Genomic DNA, 24,550 nt, shown 5'->3' on the forward strand with positions numbered 1-24,550 from the left:
GGAAGCGCAGGCGCCCCGGGCCGGCCCTATCGTAAACTTCAGCCACTTTGGAATACGGGGGCCGGCCTGCGGTGATCGGCCCCCGGACACCGTTAACTCTCGAAATTTGGCCCGCGCGCAAGACGCGCCGCCGCTTCGCCCGAGGCCCCGATGGTAGGTTCGCAAGTCCGAGTGACGTTGTCATTGATCGCGCCAGCACTGCTGCTGATCTTCGGACTTACCTTCCTTGCCATCTGGTTCTTCTTCCAGCGCAAACGCTTCCTGCTGCACCTTGCCGCAGGCTGTATGACATTTGCCTGTGGGGCGATTTCACAAGTCCTGTACGTGCCCCGCGACACGGGTCTCAATGCGCTCGTCTCGGGTTTTCTGTACACGGCTGCAGGATGTCTGGTGGTGCAGGGCGTTCTCGAACGCGCACGCATTCGCGTGCCCTGGGCCGCATTTGGCCTGTATGCGGCGGCCATCATGGGCGCGCTCTGGTACTTCTTCTACATCGATCGCCACCTGCTTGTCCGCGTCTATGTGCTGAATGCGGGCTTCGGATTGCTGTTCTGCTTTGCCGCGTGGCGCATGCGGCGATCTTCGCGTCAGCGTCCGATCGACAAGGCGCTTTTCTTTGTGGTGTTGCTTTTCGGCCTGCATTTTCTGCCGCGCACACTGCTGAGTATGGGGACGCTGGCGCCACAAGGCGCCCTTGCCTTTGCCGACTCGCCGTTTTGGCAGATGTTGCAGCTTTCGCTTGCGGTATTCAGCGTCGCGCTGGCGCTCACGCTGCTGGTTGCGATCGCCGCCGACGCCATTGACGAGGTCCGCAAGGAAGGCGACAACGATTGGCTGACCGGCGTCTATAACCGGCGGGGCTTCGAAGCGCGCGTCCGATCGCTCATATCGAATGGCAACGCTGCGGTGGCGCTCATCGTCTGCGATGTCGACAACTTCAAACGCATCAACGACCTGCATGGCCACCAAAGCGGAGACAACGTGCTCAAGCAAGTGGCCAAGGCCCTTAACGACGCGGTGCGCAAGCACGACGTGCTCGGGCGCATTGGCGGCGAGGAATTCGGCATCTTCCTGCCAGCCACCGAGCCGCCCGAGGCCCTGCGCTGCGCGGAACGCCTGCGCGCAGCCGTTGAACAGAGCGTGCGGGATCCGAGCGAAGAAGCGCCAGTCACGATCAGCGCGGGCGTGGCGCACACGGATTGCGCCGAGTCCTGGGAAGTCATGTATCGGCGGGCTGACGCCAAACTGTATCAAGCCAAGCGGGCGGGCCGGAACCGGGTCGAGGCAGAGTAAAATCCGCCCCCCATGCGCTTTTCCGACTTCACCCATCGCCTCACCGCTCTTGGCGCCCTGCCCGTTCACCGTGGGCGGGTCGTGCGCGTCTGGCTGAACGGGCAAGCGCTCGACACCGGGACCCGGCGGCGTAGCGCCGAACACTTCCTGCCTCTGGCTCTACGTGACGCCATCCCCGAGGTGACGGCGGAACTGGACGGTCTTGCCCGGATCCGCTCCGAACACGCGGGCAGCGACGGCTCGCGATTGCTTGTCGAACTGGCCGATGGGCAGATGGTGGAAAGCGTGCTGTTGCCGCGCGATGGCCTGTGCGTTTCCACGCAGGTTGGCTGTGCGGTCGGCTGCCGCTTCTGCATGACCGGCAAGAGCGGGCTGATCCGTCAGGTCACGAGCATGGAAATTCTTGCCCAGGTCGTGCTGGCGCGGCGTCAGCGTGCGGTGAAGAAGGTTGTCTTCATGGGCATGGGCGAACCCGCGCACAACCTGGACAACGTGCTCGAAGCCATCGACCTGCTCGGCACGGAAGGCAATATCGGCCACAAGAACCTCGTGTTCTCGACCGTGGGCGATCAGCGGGTGTTCGACGCCCTGCCGAAACAACGCGTCAAACCGGCGCTGGCGCTGTCGCTGCACACGACCAAGGCCGACCTGCGTGCACACCTGCTGCCGCGCGCGCCGAAGATCGCGCCTGAAGCCCTGATTGAACTGGGCGAGCAATACGCTCGCGACACGGATTACCCGATCCAGTATCAATGGACCCTGCTCAAGGGCATCAACGACGGCGACGACGAACTCGATGCCGTCGTACGTCTGCTCAAGGGCAAGTACGGTGTGCTGAACGTCATCCCCTTCAATAGCCTCGAGGGCGATGACTACCAGCGCCCTGATGCCGAGCGCATCCGCGAGATCGTCCGCCATCTGCACGGCCGTGGCGTACTGGCCAAGGTCAGGAACAGCGCCGGGCAGGACGTAGACGGCGGCTGTGGCCAGTTGCGCGCGCGTGCAGTCGGCGCGGCGCAGGTGGTTGAACTGCGCCGCACGCCGACGTCAGTTGCCCGCGCAACATAAATCCTTGCGCGCGCCTGCGACACGCTCCACGCAAGTCAGGCCGGAAAGGGGCCTTCACACCTGCGCCCGCAACCAATCCGCCACCGCCTGCACGGCCACCGACGCGTCCCGCTCCCCAAACATCGCCAGGTGATACGTATGCCCCTCGATCTCGGGCCCGAACGGCTGCACCAGATGCCCTGCCCGCAGCTCATCGCCCACCAGCGCCAGGCTGACCAACGCAATCCCGTGCCCCGCCACCGCCGCCTGTATGGCGTGCCCTTCATCTGAAAACCGCAACTGCCCGGCCTCGGGCGGCAGCGGACGCCCGGCCACCGCAAACCAGCGCTCCCACGTCGGGTTTTCGGGTTGCGCGCGTTTCCAGTCGAAGCGGATCAACGGCACCCGCGCCAGATCGTCTGGCGAGACAACCCCCAGGCGCGGATTGGCGACCGGTCCGAATCGATCGGTGAACAACGGCTGCGTCGCCAGCCCGGGATACGGACCCCGCCCATACCGGATCGCGATATCAACCGAGGACGAGCGCAGATCGACAAGGTCGTCGCTCGCCTGCAATTGCAGGTCGATGTCGGGATGCTGGCGGCGGAAATCGGCCATGCGCGGCACCAGCCACTTCACGGTAAAGGCATTGGTGGCCGAGATGCTGACCTGCGCCCGCGTGCGCTGTTGCGTCAGCCGCGCCAAGGTCGCCTCGAACTTGTCGAAGCCGTCGCGCAGCACGGGATACAGCTGCGACCCGATTTCGGTCAACGTGACCTTGCGCACCTGGCGATCGAACAGCGCGAGACCCGTCCCGGCTTCAAGCGCGCGGATCTGATGGCTGACGGCAGTCGGGGTGACGGCAAGTTCCTGGGCGGCGGCCTTGAAGCTGCCCAGACGGGCGGCGGCTTCGAAGGCGCGCAGCGCAGACAGCGGAAGGGATCGGCGTTGCATCGGTGGTTGCCTATGGATGAGTTTTTCTCGTCTTATAGCTGACAAACGAACCTTTGTCACCGGTTCGACACCGACCTACATTGTCTTCACTCGCCGGCATCTCACTCCTCCAACCCCGCCGGCCATAGATGAAGGAATTCGCATCATGCTCAAACAAGTCATCACGCAGCCCGACAACTACGCGCCTTTCCTGCTGTCGCAAGGCATCCAGTTCGGCAATCTGCTCTTCATATCGGGTCAGGCAGGCGCCGCCGACGATGGGAAGATCGTGGACGGCGGCTTTCTGGCGCAAGGCGAGCAGGCCTTCCAGAACCTGCGCCGCGCGCTGGAAGCCGGCGGTTCCAGCTTGAAAGACGTCATCAAGGTCACGATCTTTGTCACCGATATGGGGCATTTCGACGACGTGGTGGCGCTGCGCCGCAAGTTCTTCTCGGCGCCCTACCCGGCCGACACCATTGCCGAAATCAAGGCCCTGTACGATCCGGCCGCGATGATCGAGATCGAAGCCATCGCGGCGGTCCGCCAACCGGAGGGCCAGTGACATGACCACGCTCGACAATCGTCTGCAGACCGACGCGCCGACGCTTCCCGCCATGCTGTTCACGCCGCTGCGCGTGGGCGCCCTGAACCTGCCCAACCGGCTGGCCGTCGCTCCCATGACACGCGTCAGCGCCACGGCGGACGGCCGAGCCACGGCGCAGATGGCCGACTACTACGAGGCCTTCGCCGCTGGCGGCTTTGGCCTGGTGATCACCGAAGGCATCTATACGGACAAGGCGCATGCGCAGGGCTACCTGTTCCAGCCCGGTCTGGCGGACGATGCGCAGCGTGAGGCATGGCGACCCGTGGTGGATCGTGTGCATGCGCGGGGTGGACGCATCATTGCGCAGCTGATGCATGCGGGCGCGCTGTCGCAGGGCAATCCGCATCGGTCCCGGACCAAGGGACCTTCGGCCGTGCAGCCGGCGGGACAGCAGATGACCTTCTACCGCGGCCAAGGGCCTTACCGGATGCCGGAAGCGATGACGATCGATGAGATTGCGGAGGCGGTCGACGGCTTTGCGCAGGCGGCGCGCCGGGCGCAGGCGGCGGGATTCGACGGCGTGGAGATACACGGCGCCAACGGCTATCTGCTTGATCAGTTCCTCACTGCCCACACCAACCTGCGCGAGGATCGCTACGGCGGCAGCGTGGAAAACCGCCTGCGTCTGACCTTGGACGTAATCCAGGCGGTGCGGCAGTCGACGACAGCGGACTTTGTCGTGGGCGTGCGCAGTTCGCAGGGCAAGGTCAACGACTTCACCCACAAGTGGACGGGCGGCCAGAACGAGGCCGCGCGGATCTTCAGCACGTTGGGCACGCAGCCCATCGATTACCTGCACACCACCGAGTTCGAGGCCTGGCGCCCCGCATTCGGCGAGGACGGTCCAGGCCTGGCGGCGCTGGCGCGCAAGCATGTCCCGGTGCCGGTGCTGGCCAATGGTTCGTTGCATGACGCCACGCGGGCCGAAGGCCTGATCGCCCGGCAGGAGGCGGACTTCGTTTCGCTGGGACGCGGCGCGCTCACGCATGCCGACTGGCCGGCCAGACTGCGCACCGGCCAGCCACAGCAGGAATTCGACCGGGGCCTGCTTGCGCCGATTGCCGACCTGGACAACGCGGTCCGCCATCGCGCGCAGGCTCAGCCTGCGTGATCAGCCGGCGAGATCCCGTGGACGCGATCAATCGGCGAGAGAGGTCGGCGTGATCAATCGCTCACGCCGGCCGGGTCTGTTTGCCGCGCCGACCCGGCCCCGCCGGCAGCGGCTCAGCGCGCAGGCCGCAATGACTGATGGATCCACGTCCCGATGCCGGTGATCTCGGCATCGCCATGCGCCATCCCCATCACCTGCAACCCCAGAGGCAAGCCATCGACGGCCATCAGCGGCACGTTGATCGCGGGCGCGCCCAGCAGTGACGACGCGCACGCAAAGGAAACGTCGCCCGTCGGGTATTTGCTGTCGCGGATGTCCGCCGCGATGGGCGCCGCGCCGCAGGCATTCAGACTGACGAGCGCATCGCACTGCGTGGCCAGGGCCGCCAGGCACTGGCGCGCGTGTTCACGCAGCAGCAGGCATTCGCGGTACTCGGCCAGCGTCATGCCGCGCCCGCTTTCCAGTTGCCGCACCAGGCTGGGACCCAGCGTGTTCGGATGGTTGGCGACCAGATTGGCCAATGACCAGCGCTGCTCCCACGAGATCAGCCGCAGCGACAGGGGCGCCGCTTGCGAGATGGCGCGCTCCAGTGCGTCGACCAGCAGCGAATCGCCGCGCCGGAGGATCGTCACGCCCTGCCCGGACAGCTTGTCCAGGCTGGCCTCGAACGCCGCACGGGCATTCGGTTCCGCGCGCGCCCAGCCCTCGGTTTCCAGCGCGACCAGCCGCGTGGGCTTTTGGGCTGCCGGCGGATGCAGCGGACCATACAGGCCCGGATGTCCCGGGTCGCCGCCCGCGCGCTGAGCGATTTCGGCGGCCGCCGTCCACATGTCCTCGACGGAATTGGCGTGGATGCCGATATGGGCCTGGCTCAGCCCCAGCCGCTCGCCGCGATTGAGCGCGCCGAACGTCGGCTTCAAGGCCCAGTTGCCGTTGTAGCTGGCGGGCCGCAGGACGGAGCCCACGAGCTGCGAGCCGATGGCCATGGGAACCATATTGGCGCCCACGACGGCGGCCGACCCGCTGGACGAGCCGCCCGGCGTGCGGCGGGGATCGAACGGATTGGTCGTCGGACCGGGGTCGAGAAACCCCAGCGCCGTGGTGACCGTCTTGCCCAGAATGATCGCGCCGGCATCGCGCAGCGCGCGCACGACGGCGCTGTCGTTCTTGGGGAAGTTGCCGTCAAAGGCGGCGCAGCCCATCTGCGTCGGCATGTCGCGCGTTTCGATCAGGTCCTTGATGCCGACGGGCATGCCGTCGATCGCCGAAAGCGGACGGCCGTCTCGGTAGCGCTGGGCGCTGGCGTCGGCCGCGGCGCGCGCGCCCGCTTCGTTCAGGACGACCCAGCCCTTGAGCTGGCCCTCCCGCGTGGCGATCACCTCCAGGCAGCGTTCCAGGTAGTCCCGTGGCGTGTCGCGGCGGTCGGCAAAGTTGGCGCGGGCGTCATGAAACGTCAGCGCGGTGTGGGTGCTGGGATCGTAGGTCAACGGGTGGCTCCGGTGGTCTTATTTGCGGCATGAATTCGCTGCATTTATTCGCTGCTTTTGATGCCGAGGGTCCGAATCAATGCGCTCCATCGGGCATATTCGGCGCGGAAGAACGTATCGAATTCGGCCGGCGTGCCCGGCTGCACCAGCAGATTGATGCCCTTTAAGCGCTCCTGGATCGCGGGTTCGGCCAGCACCTCGTTCAGGTCGCGGTTGATCTTCAGCTTGATGTCGTCGGGAAGGCCGGCGGGCGCGAACAATCCGTACCAGGCCTCCAGGCGCAGGCCGGGCAAGCCGGCTTCGAGGGCATCGGGCACGGCGGGCAGCGCTTCCAGACGCTGCGGCGACGCCACGGCGTAGGCGTTGAGCTTGCCGCCTTTCACATGGTTGATGACGTTGCCCGACGCGAACTGCACCAGCAGGTCGACCTCGCCACCGATAGCGGCCATCGAGGCCTCGAGCGCGCCCCGGTAAGGCACGTGCATCACGTCCACGCCGGCCTCGCGCTTGAAGATCTCGGTGAACAGCTGCAGCGACGAACCTGAACCGTTGGACGCGTAGGTGTACTTGCCCGGTTCGGCGCGGAAGCGTTTGATCAGCGTGGCCAGATCGGCATCGTCGATGCCGGGCCGGGTCAGGACCAGGACCGGCAGGCTGCCGATCTTGCCGATGCGCGCCAGGCCATTTTCGACATCCAGCTTGGCATTCGGATTCAAGGCGGGCAACGTGGCCAGTTCGTTGAAGGTCAGCATCAAGGTGTAGCCATCGGGCTTCGCGCGGGCCACGTAGTCGGCGCCGATGAGGGTGCCCGCACCCGGCTTGTTCTCCACCACGACGGCTTGGCCCCAGCGCTGCGCAAGCCGAGGGCCGATGAGGCGGGCAAGGATGTCGGCGGTGCCGCCGGGCGTGGTCGGCACCACGATGCTGACGGGCCGCTGCGGATAGTCGGCCGCCGCCGCGGTTCCGGCCAGCGCCGCCGCGCCGCAGAGGGCGGCCATTCCAATCCGTCGAACCAACGTTCTGAACATGAATTTCCCCTTGTGCTGTTCTTGGCCGCGAAGTCAGGCGGCCGTGCCATCTTGGGCGCTTGCGGGGCGGGGTTCAAACGACTTTATCTATGGCACACTTAACTTTTTGTTAACCGAACCGCCGCGATGACCGCCCTGCCTCCGCTCAATGCGCTGCGCTGTTTCGAGGTTGTCGGCCGTCTGGGCAGCATCACCAGCGCGGCCGAGGAACTCAGCGTGACGCCCGCCGCCGTCAGCCGCCAGATCCGCCTGCTGGAGGAACACCTGGGGCTCCGCCTGTTCCTGCGCCAGCACCGCCGCATCGTGCTGACCACCATGGGCGCGGGGTATCACGCCGATATCGCGCGGTTGTTCGGCGGGCTGCAGCGCGCAACGTCCGAACTGGGCGAGCGCTCGCGCCGGCGCCAGTTCGTCATCAAGGCGCCGCACAGCGTGGCCATGCGCTGGCTGCTGCCGCGCCTTTCCGGATTCCATCGCCAATATCCCGACATCGACGTCAAGCTCCACACGGCCGTGGACGCGCCGGACTTCGAGCGCGAGGAAGTGGACGCCGGCATCTGCATGGGCGATGGCCGGTGGCGTGGCCTCGTCAGCTACAAGCTGATGGTCAATGAGTTGCTGCCGGTCTGCATCCCCGACAAATGCGCCCGGCTGCGCACGCCCGCGGATCTCAAGGGCGAGATCCTGCTGCATACGCTGGCGCGGCCCGACTATTGGGAAATCTGGCTGCGGGCGGCCGGCCTGACAGAGATCGATGTGTCGCGCGGCTTGCGCTACGAGTCGTCCGCGCTGGCCTACGAGGCCGCGTTGGAAGGCTACGGCGTGGCCATTGCGCAAAAGCCCCTGGTGCAGAAGGAACTGGACGAAGGCCGCCTGGTTGCGCCGTTCGACCTGACGGTGGATCTGGGCGCACAAAGCTATTACTTCGTGCTGCCGCCGGAGGATTACCGCAGGCCCTCGCCCGAGCTCACGCAGTTTCGCGCCTGGGCCGAGTCGTGCGCGATCTAGCTGGCGCGGCATAGCCTACGGCGCAATCGCCGTGCCGCGCTGCGTGACAACCGTGCCACCCGCCCTGCCCGCGCATTAGGCTACAGTGCAGGGTCGCCCTCAAGGCCCGCGGCGTCATCGCCGCGCATCAACGAATCCAGGAGCAGTACCGCAGTGAACGACACTTCCACGCCGGACACCGATATTTCCGACGCGCCCAAGGAACAGGAAGCCAGGCTCTGGCGCGACGACGGCTGGACCGCGCGCGTCATCAAGAACGAAGACGACGACGGCTGGGCCGTCGAAATGACGCTGGACGGACAGGCCGAGCCCGCGCTGGTCGGCCCGTGGACCATGGGCCGCGACAAGAAGAACCCCAAGCCGCTCGACGCGCCGGCCTTCCACACCCTGGTCAAGACGGCCAACGAAGTCTTGCGCCGCCACGAGCAGCAATTGCACGCCACGCTGCACAAAAGCGTGAAGATCGACACCGACGAAGGTCGCCTGACCATCAAGCTGGACATCGTGCCCGACGAGGACGAGCCCTATGCCACGCTCAGCGCCTACGACGAATTCGGCGATCAGCTCGCGCAGATCCGCGTGCCGCCGACGTACAAGCTGAACGTGCAGCGGGCGTCGGAATGGGCGGCGGGCGGCTTCGCCAGGCAGAGCTGATATTCCCGGCCTGTGAAAACTCCGCCCGAGCACGAGCCACGACGTGCTCAGGCGGGCGGCTGCCGGGTAGTGAGCTGCCGCTTGTCGTCACATCGCGGCTTCTCTTAGAATGCGGATGATTCTCATTTTTCACGGTGCCGGGATTCTCCAGCCCCGCGACGCGCTGGAGGCAGAATGTCCGCGACCGAGTTTGCAGTGCCGCAACAGGGCATCGATGTCCTGTACGCGAATCACCATGGCTGGCTGAAAGGATGGCTGCGGCGGCGGCTGGGAAATTCATCCGATGCTGCCGATCTTGCGCACGACACCTTCATGCGCCTGCTGGTGCGCGGCGACACCGTCGAGGTGCGCGAGCCACGCGCGCTGCTCACCACCGTGGCCCAAGGCGTGGTGTCCAATTTCATGCGGCGCCGCAGGATCGAAGAAGCCTACCTGGCCACCCTGGCCGACCTGCCCGAGCTTGAAACGCCCAGCCCCGAAACGCGCGCCATCCTGCTTGAAACCCTGGTCGAACTGGACCGCCGCCTGGATACGTTGGCCGCTCCCGTGCGCCGGGCGTTCCTGCTGTCTCAGTTGGAAGGCATGAAGCAGGCCGACATCGCCGCCACGCTGAACGTCTCCCTGGCCACCGTGCAGCGCTATATCGCTAAGGCCGCGCACCTTTGCTTCTTCGGCGCCTGAGCATCGGCACGGCCGCAGCCGCCTGTATCAAGAACGCCCCCTTACCCATGCCCAACTCGCCCGCGGACTCAAGCCCGACGGCCTTCCCCCAGCTTGAGGGCCCGCCATTGCCCGCCAGCGTCAGTCTGCGCGCCGTGGACTGGCTGGTCGCCCTGCAGGCGCCCGACGCCAGCGACGCCACGCGCGAGGCCTGCCGGCGCTGGCGCGAGGCCGACCCCGACCACGAGCGCGCCTGGCGGCACATCGAGACCTTTGGCCAGCAGCTGCGCGGATTGAACACGCCGCTCGTACGCGGCGCGCTGACGCGCGAGGGCCGGGGCCGTCCGGCGCGGCGCCAGGCCGTCAAGGCGCTGGCGGTGGCGCTGTTTGCCGGCGGCGGCGCCTGGCTGGCGCGCGATAACCTGTGGCGCGGCTGGCAGGACTGGCAGTCCGATCACCACACTGCGGCCGGAGAACGCACGAGCATCCTGCTGGCCGACGCCAGCCGCATCGACCTGGACACGGCAAGCGCCATCGATATCCGGTTTGACGGGTCGCAGCGCCTGGTCCGCCTGCTGCACGGCCAGATCCTGATCGCCACCGCGCCCGATCCGGCGTTCCAGGCCGGGCGCCCTGCCCGTCCTTTTCTGGTGGAAACGGCACAAGGCCGCGTGCGGGCCCTGGGCACGCGCTACAGCGTGCGCCAGTTCCCTGGCCGCAGCCACGTCGCGGTGTTCGAGGGCGCCGTGGAGATCCGCCCCGAACACCAAGCGGATGCGCCGCGCGCCATTCACGCGGGCGAACAGGCGTCGTTCACCCGCGACGCCGTCGGCGCCACGCGGGTGGCGGACCCGCGCGATGCGTCATGGTCGGTGGGCATGCTGGTCGCGCAGGACATGCCGCTGTCCGACTTCATTGTGGAGCTTGCCCGGTATGTGCCCGGCCGGCTGGCCTGCGACCCCGCTGCCGGCCGCCTGAAGGTCTCGGGCATCTATCCGCTGGACGACACCGACCGGGTGCTGGACATGCTGCGCCGGACGCATCCGATCGAGGTCGACCAGGTGACGCGCTATTGGATCACCGTGCGCCTGCGTGACGCCTAGCGCCGCGCAGGCCGCCTCGACTCGCCGCGCTATTCATCGACCCCAAAAATTTTTCGCGCCAACATGAGGGGTTTCCGTTTCCCAAGTGGCAAACCTAATAGAAGCCACATTTTTTCACCGGAAACCGGACCTATCATGCCCCCCCGTCAGTCTCGGCGCGCCGCGCGCCTCATCGCACGCAATACCCTCGCGCTGGCGGCAAGCCGCGCCCTCTGGCTCACAGCATCGGGCATCGCCCTGTCGGCCGGAACGGATGCCGTACAGGCCCAGGCCAGCGCGAAAAGCTACGCGATCCCCGCCGGATCGCTGGAAAGCGCCCTGACCCGCTACGCCCTCGAAAGCGGGTTGATGTTGTCCTATTCGGCCACCGACATCGCGGGCAAGCGCAGTACCGGCTTGCAGGGCACTTTTGACGCGCCCGAGGCGCTGGCCAGGCTGCTGGCCGGCACCGGACTGGCTGCCCAGCCACAGCCGAATGGCGGCTACATCCTGCGTCCGGTGCCCGGCAGTCAGCCGGGCCAGGACGCCGCGCAGACCCTGCCCGCGGTGACGGTGACGGGCGTTGCCGAGGAATCCGCTTTCGGCCCGGTGCAAGGATTTGTGGCCCGGCGCAGCGCAACCGCCACCAAGACCGACACGGCACTGCACGAAACGCCCCAGTCCGTATCGGTGATTCCGCGCGACCAGGTTGTCGCGCAGGCGGCGGACTCGCTGGACCAGGCACTGGGCTACACCGCCAGCGTCCAGTCGCTGGAAGGCGGGGCGCTCAGGCACATCGGCACGGGTTTTACGATCCGTGGCTTCAACGTGACCGGCGCGGCTCCGTTGTACCTGAACGGCACCAAGTTCCCCATCAACTCGCTCAGTGGCGCCATCGAGCCCTACAACTTCGAACGCATCGAGCTGCTGAAGGGGCCGGCCTCGATCCTATACGGCCAGGCCGCACCCGGCGGCATCATCAACCTGGTCAGCAAGCGCCCCACGGCGGAGCCGCTGCGCGAGCTCGAATTGCAGACCGGAAGCTGGAACAAGAAGCAAATTGCGATGGACCTGGGCGGTCCGGTCACCGAGGACGGCAATGTCCGCTATCGCCTGACCGGACTGGCGCGCAACAGCGACAGCATGGTCGACTACATCAACAACGACCGCACCTCGCTGGCCGGCGCGCTGGAGTGGCAGATCAGCGATGCCACGCTGATCACGTTCCTGGCCAGCTACAGCCGCACCGATAGCCCCTACGATGTGGGCAAACCCCTGGAAGGCACCCTGCTGCCCAACCCCAACGGCCGCATTTCGCGCTCGCGCTTCGTTGGCGAACCGGACTTCGACCGCTATGTCACGAAGGGCGCCACGCTGGGCTACCTGCTCGAACACAAGCTGAACGACGACTGGAAGGTGCGCCAGAATCTGCTGACCTACAAGCAGCGGGCCGACAATCAGTACGCCGGGGTAGACACGCGCGTGGACGCATCGGACCCGGCCCTGGCCACCCGCTATGCCCTGACGCGGTACGACACCGACAAGGGTCTGGCCGTGGACAACCAGTTGCTGGGCAAGCTGCGCCACGGCAGCTTTGAACACACGCTGCTGTTCGGCATCGACTGGAGCAAGAACGAGTTCTCGCGCGCCCAGAAATCCGGCTCCATCGCGCCGCTGAACCTGTACCACCCCGTCTATGGCGCCCGGCCGGACCTCGGCCCCACCGGTTATGGCGACGACAGCACGCGCCAACTGGGCTTCTACGCGCAGGACCAGATCAAGTTCAACGAACGCTGGATCGCGCTGCTGGGCGGGCGCTACGACTCCGTGCGCACCGAGTCGACCCCGGGCACGGGCGCACAGAACTCCCACGCCTTCACGCCGCGCGTCGGCCTGATGTATCTGTTCGACAACGGCTTGGCGCCCTACTACAGCTACAGCAAGTCGTTCCAACCCGTGACGGGACTGGACTTCGCCGCCAATCCCTTCAAGCCGACCACGGGTGTGCAGCACGAGATCGGATTGAAGTACGAACCCAAGGGCGTAGATGCGTCGATCACGTTCGCGCTCTACGAAATCACCCAACGCAATGTCCTGACCAGCGACCCCAATCACGTGGGCTTCCTGGTGCAGACAGGCGAAGTCCGCTCGAAAGGCGCGGAAATCGAGGCCCGGGCCAGCCTGAACCGGCAACTGGACCTGGTGGCCGCCCTGGCAACGACGGACGCGCGCGTGGTCAAAAGCAATTTCGGCAACGAAGGAGCGCGGCCCGAATCGGTTCCTCGCAACATGGCATCGCTCTGGATGGATTACCGGTTTTCGTCCGTGCCGGGCCTGAGCGCGGGCGTGGGCGTGCGCTATGTAGGCCGCCAGGAAATCAACGAAATGCCGATACCGTCGTACACCACGTATGACGCCGCCGTGCGCTATCAACTGGACAAGTGGCAGTTCGCGCTGAACGTGAAGAACCTGGCCAACAAGACCTACGTGGCCGCGTGCCCCTACACCTGCTATTACGGCGACGAGCGCAACATCACGCTGACGGCGCGCGTCAATTGGTAGGCCGCGTTCGTGTCGCATTTGGGATAGCTGCGCTGTCGCATCCTGGTTTGGCCCTTGCGGCTGCGATCCATAGACTTGGGTTTGCCGACTGACGCGGGCAAGGGAAACACCACGCCCAGCAAGTCCGCCCCACGTCTACGGCCCCGGCTTCACCAAGAAAGCCGTGAATCGCTCAGATTGCAAAGAAGGGGAAACATGCAAACCACCGAGTACGAGCGCCTGGACGGCCTTGCTCTGGCCACATTGCTTGAACGCGGCGAAGTCACGTCCGCAGAACTCATGGATTGCGCCATCAAGTTGGCCGAGCAGCGCAATCCCGTCTTGAAGGCCATCACCTATCCGCGCTACGAGGAATCGCGCGGCATCGCCGCCGGATGGACGCCGCGCGGGCCTTTTCGCGGCATTCCCTTCCTGCTGAAGGACTCCGGCTTCGCCCACAAGCGATTCCCGTCAAGCATCGGCTCGGCGTTGTTCAACGATTCGACGTACGCCTACTCGGCAACCGTCGCCGATCGTTTCGAGGCGGCGGGCCTGATCCCGTTTGCCCGCACCACGGTTCCCGAACTGTGCATGGCGGGCACCACCGAGGCCGTGCGCAACGGCGGCGCGACCCCCAACCCCTGGGACCGGACCCGCTCCGCGGGCGGCTCCAGCGGCGGCGCGGCATCCGCCGTCGCGGCGCGCATCGTGCCGGTGGCCCACGGCAGCGACGGCGGCGGCTCCATCCGGATTCCGGCCGCATGCTGCGGGGTATTCGGATTGAAGCCCTCCCGCGGCCGCGTGCCGATGGGCCCGGCGAAAGGCGAAGGATGGGCGGGCATGGCGACGGACGGCGTATTGAGCATTTCCGTGCGCGATACGGCGGCGGCGCTGGACATGATTTCCGGCTACGAAGCCGGCGCGCCGTATGCCGCGCCGCCCAAGCCGCGCGCATTCCTGGAAGCCGTTCGCGAACCGGTCATGCGGCCGTTGCGCGTGGGCTTCCTGCGCACCGCGTGGAACGGCATCCCCATCGCCCCCGAGTGCGATGCCGCCGTCGCGCACACGGCATCGCTGCTGGAAGGCTTGGGCCATGACGTGTTCGAGGCCACGCTGCCCGACATCGACTATGACGGATTCGTGCACGCTCACGGCAGCATCCTGGCCAGCAATATCGTGGTGGCCGTCGAAGGCCGTCTGAAGGCGCTGGGCCGCGACCTGCACGCGGACGACCTGGAATCGGTCATCCTCGACGGATACCTTGTCGGCAAAGGCCTGGACGCGGCGTCCTACATCGACGCCGTGGCCCGCCTGCACGCCGTCGGCCGCGCCTTTGCCGCCGCCATGGCGGACCTGGACGTCCTGCTCACCCCGACGCTGGCTCAGCTTCCCTGCAAGCTCGATTACCTTGCGCTGAACACGTCCGACGGTCTCGGCTTTCGCGAGTACCGCGCGCGCGCCGCCACGTATTCCACCTTTCTGCCAGTCATCAACGGCGCCGGCCTGCCCGCGGCAAGTCTGCCCTTGTCCTGGACAGACGCCGGCCTGCCCGTGGCCACCCAACTGATCGGCCATTTCGGCCGCGAAGACATCCTGCTCGAACTCTCGGCGCAGCTTGAGCGCGTGGCCCCATGGGCCGCACGCAGACCGCAGTTCGGTTGACCAGACGGGCTCGTGGCCGAGCCTTGTCCCATATCGCCTGTTCCACCCTCACTCTGAAGGTACCGGTATGAAATTCACGTTCCCCGGGCTGGGTCGCCTCTGCGCGCCCGCCGTTCTTGCTCCCACCCTTGTCTGCGCCATCGGCATCGCGCCTGTCAGCGCGCTGCACGCCGAGACCACCGCCAAGATCGTCATGCAGGCGCCGCTGCGGGTCGTCGATCCCATCCTGACGAATGCCTATATCACCCGCAATCACGGCTACATGGTCTTCGACACGCTGTTCGCGCTGGATGCCGACGGCAAGCCCCAACCCGAAATGGTCGAAAGCTGGCAGGAGAGCGCGGATCGGCTCACCGTCACCCTGACCCTGCGCAAAGGCCTGATGTTCCATGACGGCACGCCCGTCACGGGGGAAGACGTCGTCGCTTCGCTCAAGCGCTGGGGCCAGCGTGACGTCCTGGGCCTGCGTCTGATGGCCGCGACGCGCAGCCTGGAAAGCCCCGACGCCGGCACGGTCGTGTTCCACCTGAACCAGCCGTTCGGCATGCTGATCGAAGCGCTGGCCAAACCGGCCTCGCCCGTACCCTTCATCATGCCCAGCCGCATCGCGGCGGTGCCGGTCTCTCAGCCGATCACCGAGGTGATTGGCTCGGGTCCGTACAAATTCGTGGCGGCGGACTTCCAGCCGGGCGTAAAGGCGACGTACGTCAAGTTCACCGATTACGTGCCGCGCAAGGAGCCCGCCAGCGGCTTTGCCGGCGGCAAGGTGGCCGTCGCCGACCGGATCGAGCTGGTCAGCATTTCGGACTCGCAGACGGCCGTGAACGCCTTGCGGCGCGGCGAGATCGACTTCGTGGAAGACGTGCCGCCGGACCTGTTGCCGCAACTCAAGGACGCCAAGAACGTCGCGCTCAAATCCTATGGCGACAGCACCAACATCTTCACGATGCGCATGAACTGGCTGCAGCCGCCCTTCGACAATCCCAAGGTACGCCGCGCTGTGCTTGCCGCCGTGTACCAGGGCGATTATTTGGCTGCGCAGATCGGCGACGAGACCATGTACCGCCTGTGCGGCGCCGTCCTGAGTTGCAACTCTCCGTACGCCTCCGAAGCCGGCGCCATCCAGACGAAAGAGCCCGATCTGGCGCACGCGAAGACCCTGCTCAAGGAAAGCGGCTACGACGGCAGCAAGGTGGTGATCCTGCACCCGACCGATCTGCCGGTGCTCTCCAGCCTGGCGTCCGTGACCGCGCAGGCGCTCAGGACGATCGGCATGAATGTCGAGATCCAGTCCATGGACTGGGCCACCCTGCTGTCCCGCTATTCGAAGAAGGATCCGGTGGCGCAAGGCGGCTGGAGCATCTTCCAGACGGGCTTCACCAGCCTGGACCTGATGAACCCGCTGACCAATCCCAACCTGGATGGACGCGGCGAGGCCGGCTACATCGGCTGGACCAAAAGCGACGAGATGGAGCGCCTGCGCGATCAGTTCGCCGAGACCGGCGATGCAGCCCGCAGGAAGGAAATCGCCCTTGCCATCCAGAAGCTCAATTACGAGCAGGTGTTCTTCATCCCGCTTGGCACGTACTCCAAGATGAAGGGATACAACCCGGCCAAACTGGGGCGCATGACGGACGCGCAGATTCCCCTCTTCTGGTAGCGCGCAACGTCTCAGCCCGGGCCGGCCGTCATCCCGACCGGCCCGGGCAACCGAAAGGCATATTCATGATTGAACTCATCATCAAACGCCTGTTGGCGGCGATTCCCGTGATGCTCATCGTCGCCACGGTGGTGTTCCTGCTGCTGCGCATGGCGCCCGGCGATCCCGCTCGGGTCATCGCCGGCGATATGGCCAGCGAGGAATCCATCGCCCAGATCCGGACGGAAATGGGCCTGGACCAATCGCTGGGCACGCAATACCTGCGCTGGATGGGCGCGCTGGTTCAGGGCGATCTGGGCCGCTCCATCCAATCGCGGCAGCCGGTGACCGCGCTGATCACGGCGCGGCTGGGCCCCACGTTCTCGTTGGCGGCGTGCGCGATCCTGCTGACCATTGCCACGGCGATTCCGCTTGGTGTGCTGGCGGCATGGCGGCACCGGGGTCTGGCGGACCGCGGGATCATGGCCGGCGCCGTGCTGGCGTTTTCGATGCCTGCGTTCGTCGTGGCGTATTTATTGATTCTGGTGTTTTCTGTCCACCTGGACTGGCTGCCGGTGCAGGGGTACTCGCCGCTCGACGATGGCATCGGCCGGTACGCCCAGCACCTGTTGCTGCCGACCGTGACGCTGGCTATGGTGTTCGTCGCGCTGATCACGCGCATCACGCGGGCGAGCCTGCTGGACGTGCTGGGCGAAGACTTCGTGCGGACCGCCAGGGCCAAGGGCGTCACCGAACGCTTCGTGCTGTTTCGCCACGCGCTGCGCAACGCCGCGATTCCCATCGTCACGATTGTCGGCGTGGCGCTAACCACCCTGATCAGCGGCGTCGTGGTGACCGAGACGATCTTCAATATCGCCGGCGTCGGCCGCCTGATCGTGGATTCGGTGCTCGCCCGGGACTACCCCGTGGTGCAGGGGACCATCCTGTTCTTCTCGTTCATCTACGTCTTCGTCAACCTGCTGATCGACATGGCGTATGTCGTCCTCGATCCCCGCATCCGCTATTGAACCGCCGACGATCCGGAGCTGACTTATGCCCCCCACTCTTCCCGCCACCCTCCTGCCCGCCGCACCGCCATCGCGGCTGCGCCAGGCCATCACTGCCCTGATCCACGATCCCGTGATGCTCGGCTCGCTGCTGCTGCTCGTGCTGCTGGTGGCGCTGACCGTCGGCGCGCCGTGGCTCACTTCCCACGACCCCGGCACGCTCGCGCCGCGCGCGCGGCTGCAGCCGTCTTCCGATGCGTATTGGCTGGGCACCGATTCCCTCGGCCGCGACCTGCTGTCCCGCGTGCTCTACGGCGGCCGCCTGTCGATCACGCTTGCAGCGCTGGTCAGCGTCATTGCCATCGCGGCAGGCCTGGTCATCGGACTGGCCGCCGGGTATGTCCGCCGGCTCGATGCGCCCGTGATGCGATTGATGGACGGCATCATGGCGATCCCCGGCCTGCTCCTGGCGGTGGCGATGGTCGCGCTGGGCGGCGCCAACATCGTGACCATGGTCATCGCGATTTCGATACCCGAGATCCCCCGCGTGGCGCGGCTGGTGCGCGGCGTCGTGCTGTCGGTGCGCGAAGAACCCTATGTCGAAGCGTCGCTGGGTTCCGGCACGCCGGCCCTGAAAGTGTTGTGGTGGCACATCCTGCCCAGCACGATCAACCCGCTGGTGGTGCAAGCCACCTTCGTCTGCGCAGCCGCCATCCTGACCGAAGCCGTGCTGGGTTTTCTGGGACTGGGCTTTCCGCCAGAGATTCCCAGCCTGGGAAGCATCATCGCCGAGGGACGTCCATTCTTCCAGCGCGCCCCCTGGATCGTGCTGTATCCGGGCGTGTTCCTTGCCCTGCTGATCCTTGCCGTGAACATGTTCGGCGACGCTTTGCGCGACCGCCTGGATCCCCGACTCTCCCGCAAATCGAAGGGCTGACGCCATGAACCCAGCATTCCCCCAGGCCCCGGCGGCCGGCGCGTCCGACTCCCCCATCCTGGACGTGCGCAACCTGAAGGTGCGCCTGCCCGGCAGCGGCGATCGTCGATATGCCGTGGACGACGTGTCGTTTACCGTTCGCGCCCGCGAAATCGTCTGCATCGTGGGCGAATCCGGCTCCGGAAAGTCCGTGACGTCCAGCGCCATCATGGGCCTGTTGCCCAAAGGGACGCTCACGCTGGAAAGCGGCCAGATTGCGCTGTCGGGCCGCGACATCACGCACGCCGGACGGGACACGCTGCAGAAGCTGCGCGGCAACCGGATGGCAATGATCTTCCAGGAGCCGATGACGGCACTCAATCCGCTCATGCGCGTCGGCGACCAGATCGCGGAGGTGTTCGAGTTCCACGCGAAGGGCCTCGGCCGCGACGCGGTGGCCAGCCGCGTCCTGACCCTGCTGTCCGATGTGCGCCTGCCCCATCCCGAAAAGCTCCAGCACGCCTACCCGCACCAGTTGTCGGGCGGTCAGCGCCAACGCGTGATGATCGCCATGGCGTTGGCGATGGAGCCGGGCTTGATCATTGCGGACGAGCCGACCACGGCGCTGGACGTGACGACGCAGGCGCAAGTGTTGCGGTTGCTTAACGACCTGCGCGGCCGCCACGACAATGGCGTCCTGTTCATCACCCACGACTTCGATGTCGTCGCGGAGATTGCTGACCGCGTCGTGGTGATGCAGGCGGGCCGCATCGTTGAGCAAGGCGAGGCCGCAGACGTGCTTGAGCGTCCCCGCCACCCCTACACGCAGCGCCTGCTGGCCGCGCGTCCTCGGGGCGATTTCCGTGCCAAGCCGCTGGCGCCGGCGGACACGCCGGCGCTGGAGGTGCGAGACCTGACCCTGCGCTTCGAGACCCGGTCCCTGTTCAAATCCCGACGCCGCCGCGTCGATGCGCTGGGCGGCGTGTCGTTGCAGTTGGCGCGGGGCGAGACACTGGGCATCGTGGGCGAGTCCGGCTCGGGAAAGACAACCCTGGGCCGCTGCCTGGCCCGCTTCGCCTCCCCGACCTCGGGCGAGATTTTCATCGATGGGCAACCGGTCGGCAGGCTGTCCGGACCGGCTGCGCGCGCTTACCGCAAGCGCGTGCAGATGGTGTTTCAGGACCCCTTCCGCTCGTTCAACCCGCGCCGCAGAATCGGCCGCACGCTGGCGGAGGGCCCGCTGAACTTTGGGGCGCAACCCGCGCAGGTCCACGCCCGCATGCTAGAGATGCTGGAGCTCGTCAGCATGGATCCGGGCGCGCTGGACCGGTTTCCGCACGAGTTCTCGGGCGGACAGCGCCAACGCCTGTCAATCGCCCGCGCACTGATGATGGAGCCGGAAATACTGATCGCCGACGAGGCGGTCTCCGCGCTGGACGTTTCTGTGCAGGCGCAGATCCTGGACCTGCTGGAATCCATCCGGGAACGGCTGGGCGTGAGCATTCTTTTCATTACGCACGACCTGCGCGTCGCGGCCCGGCTCTGTCACCGCATCGCCGTCATGCAGCGCGGCAAGGTGGTGGAGATTGGCGCGGCGCGTGACGTGTTCCTGCAGCCGTCCAGTGACTACACCCGGGAACTGATCGCTTCGATTCCTGGCCATGCGCCCGTGGCGGGCAGCGCTGGGAAGGCGTCGTTCGAATCCGGGATCCGCGCCGCCCCGCTGCCTGCCCGTTCAGGATTGCGTGGCGATGCCGGTTTCTGATGAAGGATCGACCGCGCGCAGCAGCCGGCCCAGGTGGCCGCTGCTGGAAAAACCCAGTTCGGCGCTGACCCTTGCCGCCGGTTCGCCCATCGCGAGCCGCTGGCGCGCGGCCTGCGCCAGGACCATGCGGCGCAATGAAATCGGAGACTGGCCGTAGGTCTCCATGCAGGCGCGCTGCAGCGTACGGGTGGTCGCGCCGAGCACGCTGGCCGAATCGGCTATCGCCGGCAACGGCTGCCCCGCTTCCAGCCGCTCGCGCAACAGTTCCAGCCATTGCCGCGCCAGCGGTAGCGGCGCCTGCGGCGTAATGATCTGGCCGTGGATCCGGTGCGTCGCATCCAGTTGGGTGATCAATGCCTCCACCAGCATCGGCAACGCCGACGCAGACAACGCCGGCTTCCAGAGCGCATCCAGCATGGCCTGCGCCGCGCCATCCAATTGCAGCACGCCCCCCGCCCGGCAGGCCCGGAGCAATTCCGGGGCCAGATAGAGTTCGCCATGCTGTTGCGAGATGCTCTCGGCGCGCGTGCTGTGCTCGACATGAGACGGCAGCAACAACGCCTGGCCCCGCACCAGCCGGCAGCGGCGGCGGGCGCCGGCCTCGTCCCGCCAGGCGCTGTCCAGGGCGCCGGCCCGCGGCCAAAGCAGCATGGCGCAGTCGTGCTCATGCCAATGGAAGGCATAGCGCGGCTGCCGGCTGGCCGCCAGGGCGAAACCGGTCTGGGCGATGAGGTCCTGTTTGGAGGAAAGCGGGACGGAACGCGACATGGGGAGTGCGGGCGTGTGGTGCGCTGGGCGTTGCCCGGCAGCGGCAAGATTGGGCGTTGGGCCAGTATCGGCGCGCGGCCGTTTTCATGCAAGCCCGGCGCGGGCGTGTGGTTTCCCTTGTCGCGCTTGGGATCGGCTACTGTCGCGTCGCGGTTCGCCGCCAGCTCGGCCGCTGCCTACGATCTGGGTCATTCAACAAACACACAAGGGGAAATCCATGATCCGCACACTTCCGTCGGCGTTGCTGTCCGCCGCCCTGCTTACCCTGCCGCTGGCCAGCGCCCTGGCTCAACCCGCCTGGCCGGACAAGCCGATCACGCTGATCGTCCCCTTCCCGGCCGGCGGCGGCACGGATCTGGTGGTGCGCACGCTGCAGCCGGCGTTGACGCGCGAATTGAAGCAGACCGTGATCATCCAGAACGCCGGCGGCGCGGGCGGCACCGTGGGTTCGGGCCAGGCCGCGCGCGCCAAGCCGGACGGCTACACCGCGCTGGCCGTCACGACCAGCACCACCGCGCTTGCCGCCCACCTGTACAAGAACCTGCCGTACAAGCCGGCCCAGGATTTCGATTACATCGGCTTCATCGGCACGTCGCCCTATGTGCTGGCAGTGCAGCCGGCCCTGAAGGCGGCCACACTTCCCGAAGTGGTCGGCGCGTTGAAAGCGCGCTCCGTCGGCACGTATGCGTCGGTGGGCGCAGGCACGGTGTCGCACCTGCTGGGCGAGATGTTCAAGAAGGACGAGAAACTGGATCTGACGCACGTTCCCTACCGTGGCGCGGCGCCCGCCTACACGGATCTGATCGGCGGTCAGGTCGACATCATGTTCGATAACCCCGTGGGCCTGGCGCCCTTCGTGCAGAGCGGCAAGCTGATTGCGGTGGCGACCACCAGCGCCACCCCCATCCTGCCCAACGTCCCCACCTTCGTGGCCCAGGGCATGCCCGCCTACACGCAATCGCTCTGGTACGGCCTGGCCTTTCCCAAGGGCACGCCGCCGGCCATCGTGGAAAAGATGAACCTTGCCCTGAATACGGTGCTGCGGGACCCGGCCATTGCCGCCGACCTGGCCGCCAAGGGCGTGGACGTCAAACCCGGCACGGCAGAGTCGCTGACCCAAACCGTCTCACAAGACCTCGCCTTCTGGGGCGACCTCATCACCAAGACCGGAGTCCAGTTTGACTGACCTTCACCCCAACCTCGTCCCCGCCCAGCCTCCCGCCGGCCAGGCGGCCCTGCTGCGCGTATTCGTCGATCCGTCCCAGCCCCTGCAAGGCGGAAATCCGGTGCCGTTGGTGCTTGACGCGCGCGGCATGTCGGCGGCCGACATGCAGGCGCTGGCCGACCTGCTGCGTGGCACGCAGATCTACCTGATCTCCGATGAAGTGTACGAACACATCATCTACGATGGCCGCCGCCACGAATCGGCACTGCGCTACCCCGAACTGCGCGAGCGCACCTTCGTCATCTCCAGCTTCGGCAAGACCTACCACTGCACTGGCTGGAAGATCGGCTACGCCGTGGCGCCGCCGCTGCTGACCGCTGAATTCCGCAAGGTGCACCAGTACAACACCTTCACCAGCTTCGGCCCGGCGCAGTACGGCTTCGCCGCGATGATCCGCGACGAACCGGAGCACCACCTGGAGCTGGGTGCGTTCTACCAGGCCAAGCGCGATCGTTTCCGCGAGCAGCTGGCCAGCACGCGCCTGAAGCCGCTGCCGGTGCCGGGTGGCTATTTCCAGCTGGTCGACTACTCGGCCATCAGCGATCTGCCCGACCATGAATTCGTGAAGTGGCTGACCATCGAGAAGGGCGTCACTGCCATCCCGCTGTCGCCGTTCTACGAAACCGCGCCGGTCGGCCAGCGCCTGGTGCGCCTGTGCTTTGCCAAGAACGAAGCGACCCTGGACGCGGCGATCGAACGCCTGCGTCTGCTGTGAGGAACTGACGACCATGCAGGACCTGCGCATTTCCCTCGTCCAGGGCGACACCCGCTGGCATGACCCGGCGGGTAACCGTGATTACTACGGCGCGTTGCTGGCGCCGCTGGCCGGCAGCACCGACCTGGTGATCCTGCCGGAGACCTTTACCAGTGGCTTCTCCAACGAGGCCATCGCCCAGGCCGAAGGCATGGACGGCCCGACCGTCGCCTGGGTGCGCGGGCAGGCCCGGGCGCTGGACGCGGCGGTGATCGGCAGCGTGCAGCTGCGCGATGGCGAAGGCGTCTACAACCGCCTCTTGTTCGCCACGCCCGATGGCGGGCTGCAGTACTACGACAAGCGCCACCTGTTCCGTTACGGCGGCGAGCACGAGCGCTATGCCGCCGGGCGCGACCGCCTGAGCGTGGAATGGAAGGGCTGGCGGATCAATCCGCAGGTCTGCTACGACCTGCGTTTCCCGGTGTTCTGCCGCAACCGTTACAACGTGGAGCGGGCAGGGCAGATGGATTTCGACCTGCAGATCTTCGTGGCCAACTGGCCCTCGGCGCGCGCCTATGCGTGGACGACCCTGCTGCGCGCGCGGGCGATCGAAAACCTGTGCTTCGTGGCCGCGGTCAACCGCATCGGCGTGGACGGCAACCAGCTGCACTACGCCGGCGACAGCGCAGTGATCGACTTCCTCGGCCAGCCGCAGGTGGAGATCCGCGAGCGCGAACAGGTGGTCACCACCACCATCTCGGCCGAGGCCCTGGCCGCGCACCGCGCACGCTTCCCGGCGATGCTCGATGCCGATGCGTTCCACCTGGACGAGCGCGCCTGAGCGGGCGCTCGACCGGCGGCTGAACGCTTGCCGCACCGGCGCGCGTGCCTGCATCCACCGTGCACGCGCGCGCTGCTAGATTCGCCGGCAGTCCGACCTGAAGTGGAAGTCCTGCCGATGAACAAGCCCCTTGTCCTGCTGCTGGCGCTGGCCGCAGCCTCGCTGGCCCCGGCCGCCCATGCCGGTGGCAACCTTGATTGCCAGCTGCGCTACAACCTGTCCGGCTGGTCGCTGATCTACAAGACCGCCTCGGGCAACGGCACCATCCAGTGCAGCAACGGCGCCAGCATGCCGGTGCACATCCAGCTCAAGGGCGGCGGCCTGACCGTGGGCAAGTCGAAGATCAGCAACGGCCGCGGCAGCTTCACCGGCGCGGTGGGCATCAACGAGCTGCTGGGCACCTACGCGTCGGTGGGCGCGCACGCGGGCGCGGTGAAATCCAGCAACGCGCAGGTGATGACCAAGGGCGACGTTTCGCTGGCCCTGTCCGGCACCGGCAAGGGCTGGGACCTGGGCGTGGACGGCACCGCGTTCACCATCAGCCGTCGCTGATCCCGGTCCCTCCACGCATGGCGTGGATCTACC

Annotated in this window: 21 protein-coding genes and 1 pseudogene; 18 read left to right on the plus strand and 4 right to left on the minus strand. The window is 66.6% G+C overall.

Translation table 11 applies throughout. The features are described 5' to 3' along the window. The first annotated feature begins 177 nt into the window (after nucleotides 1-177). Together B2W22_RS06600 and B2W22_RS06605 are read left to right on the plus strand one after the other, a co-directional pair. Nucleotides 178-1,293 carry a GGDEF domain-containing protein gene (locus tag B2W22_RS06600; RefSeq protein WP_286936707.1) on the plus strand — a complete coding sequence of 372 codons (1,116 nt, stop codon included), beginning with the start codon at nucleotides 178-180 and terminating at the stop codon, nucleotides 1,291-1,293. 12 nt (nucleotides 1,294-1,305) lie between these two features. Then, entirely contained in the window at nucleotides 1,306-2,361 is a 1,056-nt protein-coding gene (locus tag B2W22_RS06605; RefSeq protein ID WP_286936708.1) for an RNA methyltransferase, read from the plus strand. 54 nt (nucleotides 2,362-2,415) lie between these two features. On the opposite strand, the gene B2W22_RS06610 is transcribed toward B2W22_RS06605, so the two are convergent. After that, entirely contained in the window at nucleotides 2,416-3,294 is an 879-nt protein-coding gene (locus B2W22_RS06610) for a LysR substrate-binding domain-containing protein (protein WP_286936710.1), read from the minus strand. A gap of 145 nt (nucleotides 3,295-3,439) precedes the next feature. Between B2W22_RS06610 and B2W22_RS06615 the strand changes: the two genes are divergently transcribed. Next, on the plus strand, nucleotides 3,440-3,835 hold the full coding sequence (locus B2W22_RS06615; protein ID WP_175136739.1) for a RidA family protein: 396 nt from the start codon (nucleotides 3,440-3,442) through the stop codon (nucleotides 3,833-3,835). Nucleotide 3,836: 1 nt separating this feature from the next. Beyond that, the gene (locus tag B2W22_RS06620; protein ID WP_286936712.1) at nucleotides 3,837-4,988 is read left to right on the plus strand and encodes an NADH:flavin oxidoreductase; all 1,152 of its coding nucleotides are present in this window, start codon (nucleotides 3,837-3,839) and stop codon (nucleotides 4,986-4,988) included. 113 nt (nucleotides 4,989-5,101) lie between these two features. On the opposite strand, the gene B2W22_RS06625 is transcribed toward B2W22_RS06620, so the two are convergent. Together B2W22_RS06625 and B2W22_RS06630 are read right to left on the minus strand one after the other, a co-directional pair. Next, nucleotides 5,102-6,475: an amidase gene (locus B2W22_RS06625; protein ID WP_175121847.1), complete on the minus strand. Its 1,374-nt coding sequence runs from the start codon at nucleotides 6,473-6,475 to the stop codon at nucleotides 5,102-5,104. Between the two features lie 44 nt (nucleotides 6,476-6,519). Next, a complete protein-coding gene (locus B2W22_RS06630; protein WP_286936713.1) occupies nucleotides 6,520-7,473 on the minus strand; it encodes a tripartite tricarboxylate transporter substrate binding protein in 954 nt (317 codons plus the stop codon). 156 nt (nucleotides 7,474-7,629) lie between these two features. Between B2W22_RS06630 and gcvA the strand changes: the two genes are divergently transcribed. The 10 genes from gcvA to B2W22_RS06680 all read left to right on the plus strand — a co-directional run bounded on the left by gcvA (nucleotide 7,630) and on the right by B2W22_RS06680 (nucleotide 20,437). Next, nucleotides 7,630-8,511: a transcriptional regulator GcvA gene (gene gcvA, locus B2W22_RS06635; protein ID WP_286936715.1), complete on the plus strand. Its 882-nt coding sequence runs from the start codon at nucleotides 7,630-7,632 to the stop codon at nucleotides 8,509-8,511. Between the two features lie 153 nt (nucleotides 8,512-8,664). After that, on the plus strand, nucleotides 8,665-9,165 hold the full coding sequence (locus B2W22_RS06640) for a hypothetical protein (RefSeq protein ID WP_175121850.1): 501 nt from the start codon (nucleotides 8,665-8,667) through the stop codon (nucleotides 9,163-9,165). Nucleotides 9,166-9,339: 174 nt separating this feature from the next. Beyond that, nucleotides 9,340-9,846, plus strand: coding sequence for a sigma-70 family RNA polymerase sigma factor (locus B2W22_RS06645; RefSeq protein WP_286936716.1), 507 nt, complete (start codon nucleotides 9,340-9,342; stop codon nucleotides 9,844-9,846). A 47-nt stretch (nucleotides 9,847-9,893) separates the two neighbouring features. Then, the gene (locus tag B2W22_RS06650; protein ID WP_286936717.1) at nucleotides 9,894-10,928 is read left to right on the plus strand and encodes a FecR domain-containing protein; all 1,035 of its coding nucleotides are present in this window, start codon (nucleotides 9,894-9,896) and stop codon (nucleotides 10,926-10,928) included. Nucleotides 10,929-11,063: 135 nt separating this feature from the next. Next, nucleotides 11,064-13,469 (plus strand): TonB-dependent siderophore receptor, encoded by a 2,406-nt coding sequence (locus tag B2W22_RS06655; protein ID WP_286936718.1) that lies wholly within the window; start codon nucleotides 11,064-11,066, stop codon nucleotides 13,467-13,469. A gap of 195 nt (nucleotides 13,470-13,664) precedes the next feature. Then, the gene (locus tag B2W22_RS06660) at nucleotides 13,665-15,110 is read left to right on the plus strand and encodes an amidase (protein ID WP_286936719.1); all 1,446 of its coding nucleotides are present in this window, start codon (nucleotides 13,665-13,667) and stop codon (nucleotides 15,108-15,110) included. A gap of 67 nt (nucleotides 15,111-15,177) precedes the next feature. Then, nucleotides 15,178-16,770 (plus strand): ABC transporter substrate-binding protein, encoded by a 1,593-nt coding sequence (locus B2W22_RS06665; RefSeq protein WP_286936721.1) that lies wholly within the window; start codon nucleotides 15,178-15,180, stop codon nucleotides 16,768-16,770. A gap of 65 nt (nucleotides 16,771-16,835) precedes the next feature. After that, nucleotides 16,836-17,777: an ABC transporter permease gene (locus B2W22_RS06670; protein ID WP_175185455.1), complete on the plus strand. Its 942-nt coding sequence runs from the start codon at nucleotides 16,836-16,838 to the stop codon at nucleotides 17,775-17,777. A gap of 25 nt (nucleotides 17,778-17,802) precedes the next feature. After that, nucleotides 17,803-18,693 carry an ABC transporter permease gene (locus B2W22_RS06675; RefSeq protein WP_286936723.1) on the plus strand — a complete coding sequence of 297 codons (891 nt, stop codon included), beginning with the start codon at nucleotides 17,803-17,805 and terminating at the stop codon, nucleotides 18,691-18,693. 4 nt (nucleotides 18,694-18,697) lie between these two features. Further along, entirely contained in the window at nucleotides 18,698-20,437 is a 1,740-nt protein-coding gene (locus B2W22_RS06680) for an ABC transporter ATP-binding protein (protein WP_286936724.1), read from the plus strand. On the opposite strand, the gene B2W22_RS06685 is transcribed toward B2W22_RS06680, so the two are convergent. Continuing rightward, nucleotides 20,408-21,205, minus strand: a complete 798-nt coding sequence (locus tag B2W22_RS06685) for an AraC family transcriptional regulator (RefSeq protein ID WP_279974099.1) — start codon at nucleotides 21,203-21,205, stop codon at nucleotides 20,408-20,410. The two genes, B2W22_RS06680 and B2W22_RS06685, sit on opposite strands and share 30 nt — an antisense overlap. A gap of 217 nt (nucleotides 21,206-21,422) precedes the next feature. On the opposite strand from B2W22_RS06685, the gene B2W22_RS06690 reads away from it, so the two are divergent. The 4 genes and pseudogenes from B2W22_RS06690 (at nucleotide 21,423) to B2W22_RS06705 (ending at nucleotide 24,517) form a co-directional block, all read left to right on the plus strand. Then, nucleotides 21,423-22,391, plus strand: coding sequence for a Bug family tripartite tricarboxylate transporter substrate binding protein (locus B2W22_RS06690; protein WP_286936726.1), 969 nt, complete (start codon nucleotides 21,423-21,425; stop codon nucleotides 22,389-22,391). 136 nt (nucleotides 22,392-22,527) lie between these two features. Then, nucleotides 22,528-23,145: pseudogene (locus B2W22_RS06695) on the plus strand (aminotransferase class I/II-fold pyridoxal phosphate-dependent enzyme); the annotation flags it as partial. A 13-nt stretch (nucleotides 23,146-23,158) separates the two neighbouring features. Then, nucleotides 23,159-23,965: an amidohydrolase gene (locus tag B2W22_RS06700; protein WP_286936728.1), complete on the plus strand. Its 807-nt coding sequence runs from the start codon at nucleotides 23,159-23,161 to the stop codon at nucleotides 23,963-23,965. A 117-nt stretch (nucleotides 23,966-24,082) separates the two neighbouring features. Next, a complete protein-coding gene (locus B2W22_RS06705) occupies nucleotides 24,083-24,517 on the plus strand; it encodes a hypothetical protein (protein WP_079222487.1) in 435 nt (144 codons plus the stop codon). Nucleotides 24,518-24,550: the final 33 nt, after the last annotated feature.

This window comes from Achromobacter sp. UBA4530 (assembly GCF_002388205.1).
GTDB lineage: Bacteria > Pseudomonadota > Gammaproteobacteria > Burkholderiales > Burkholderiaceae_B > Achromobacter > Achromobacter animicus.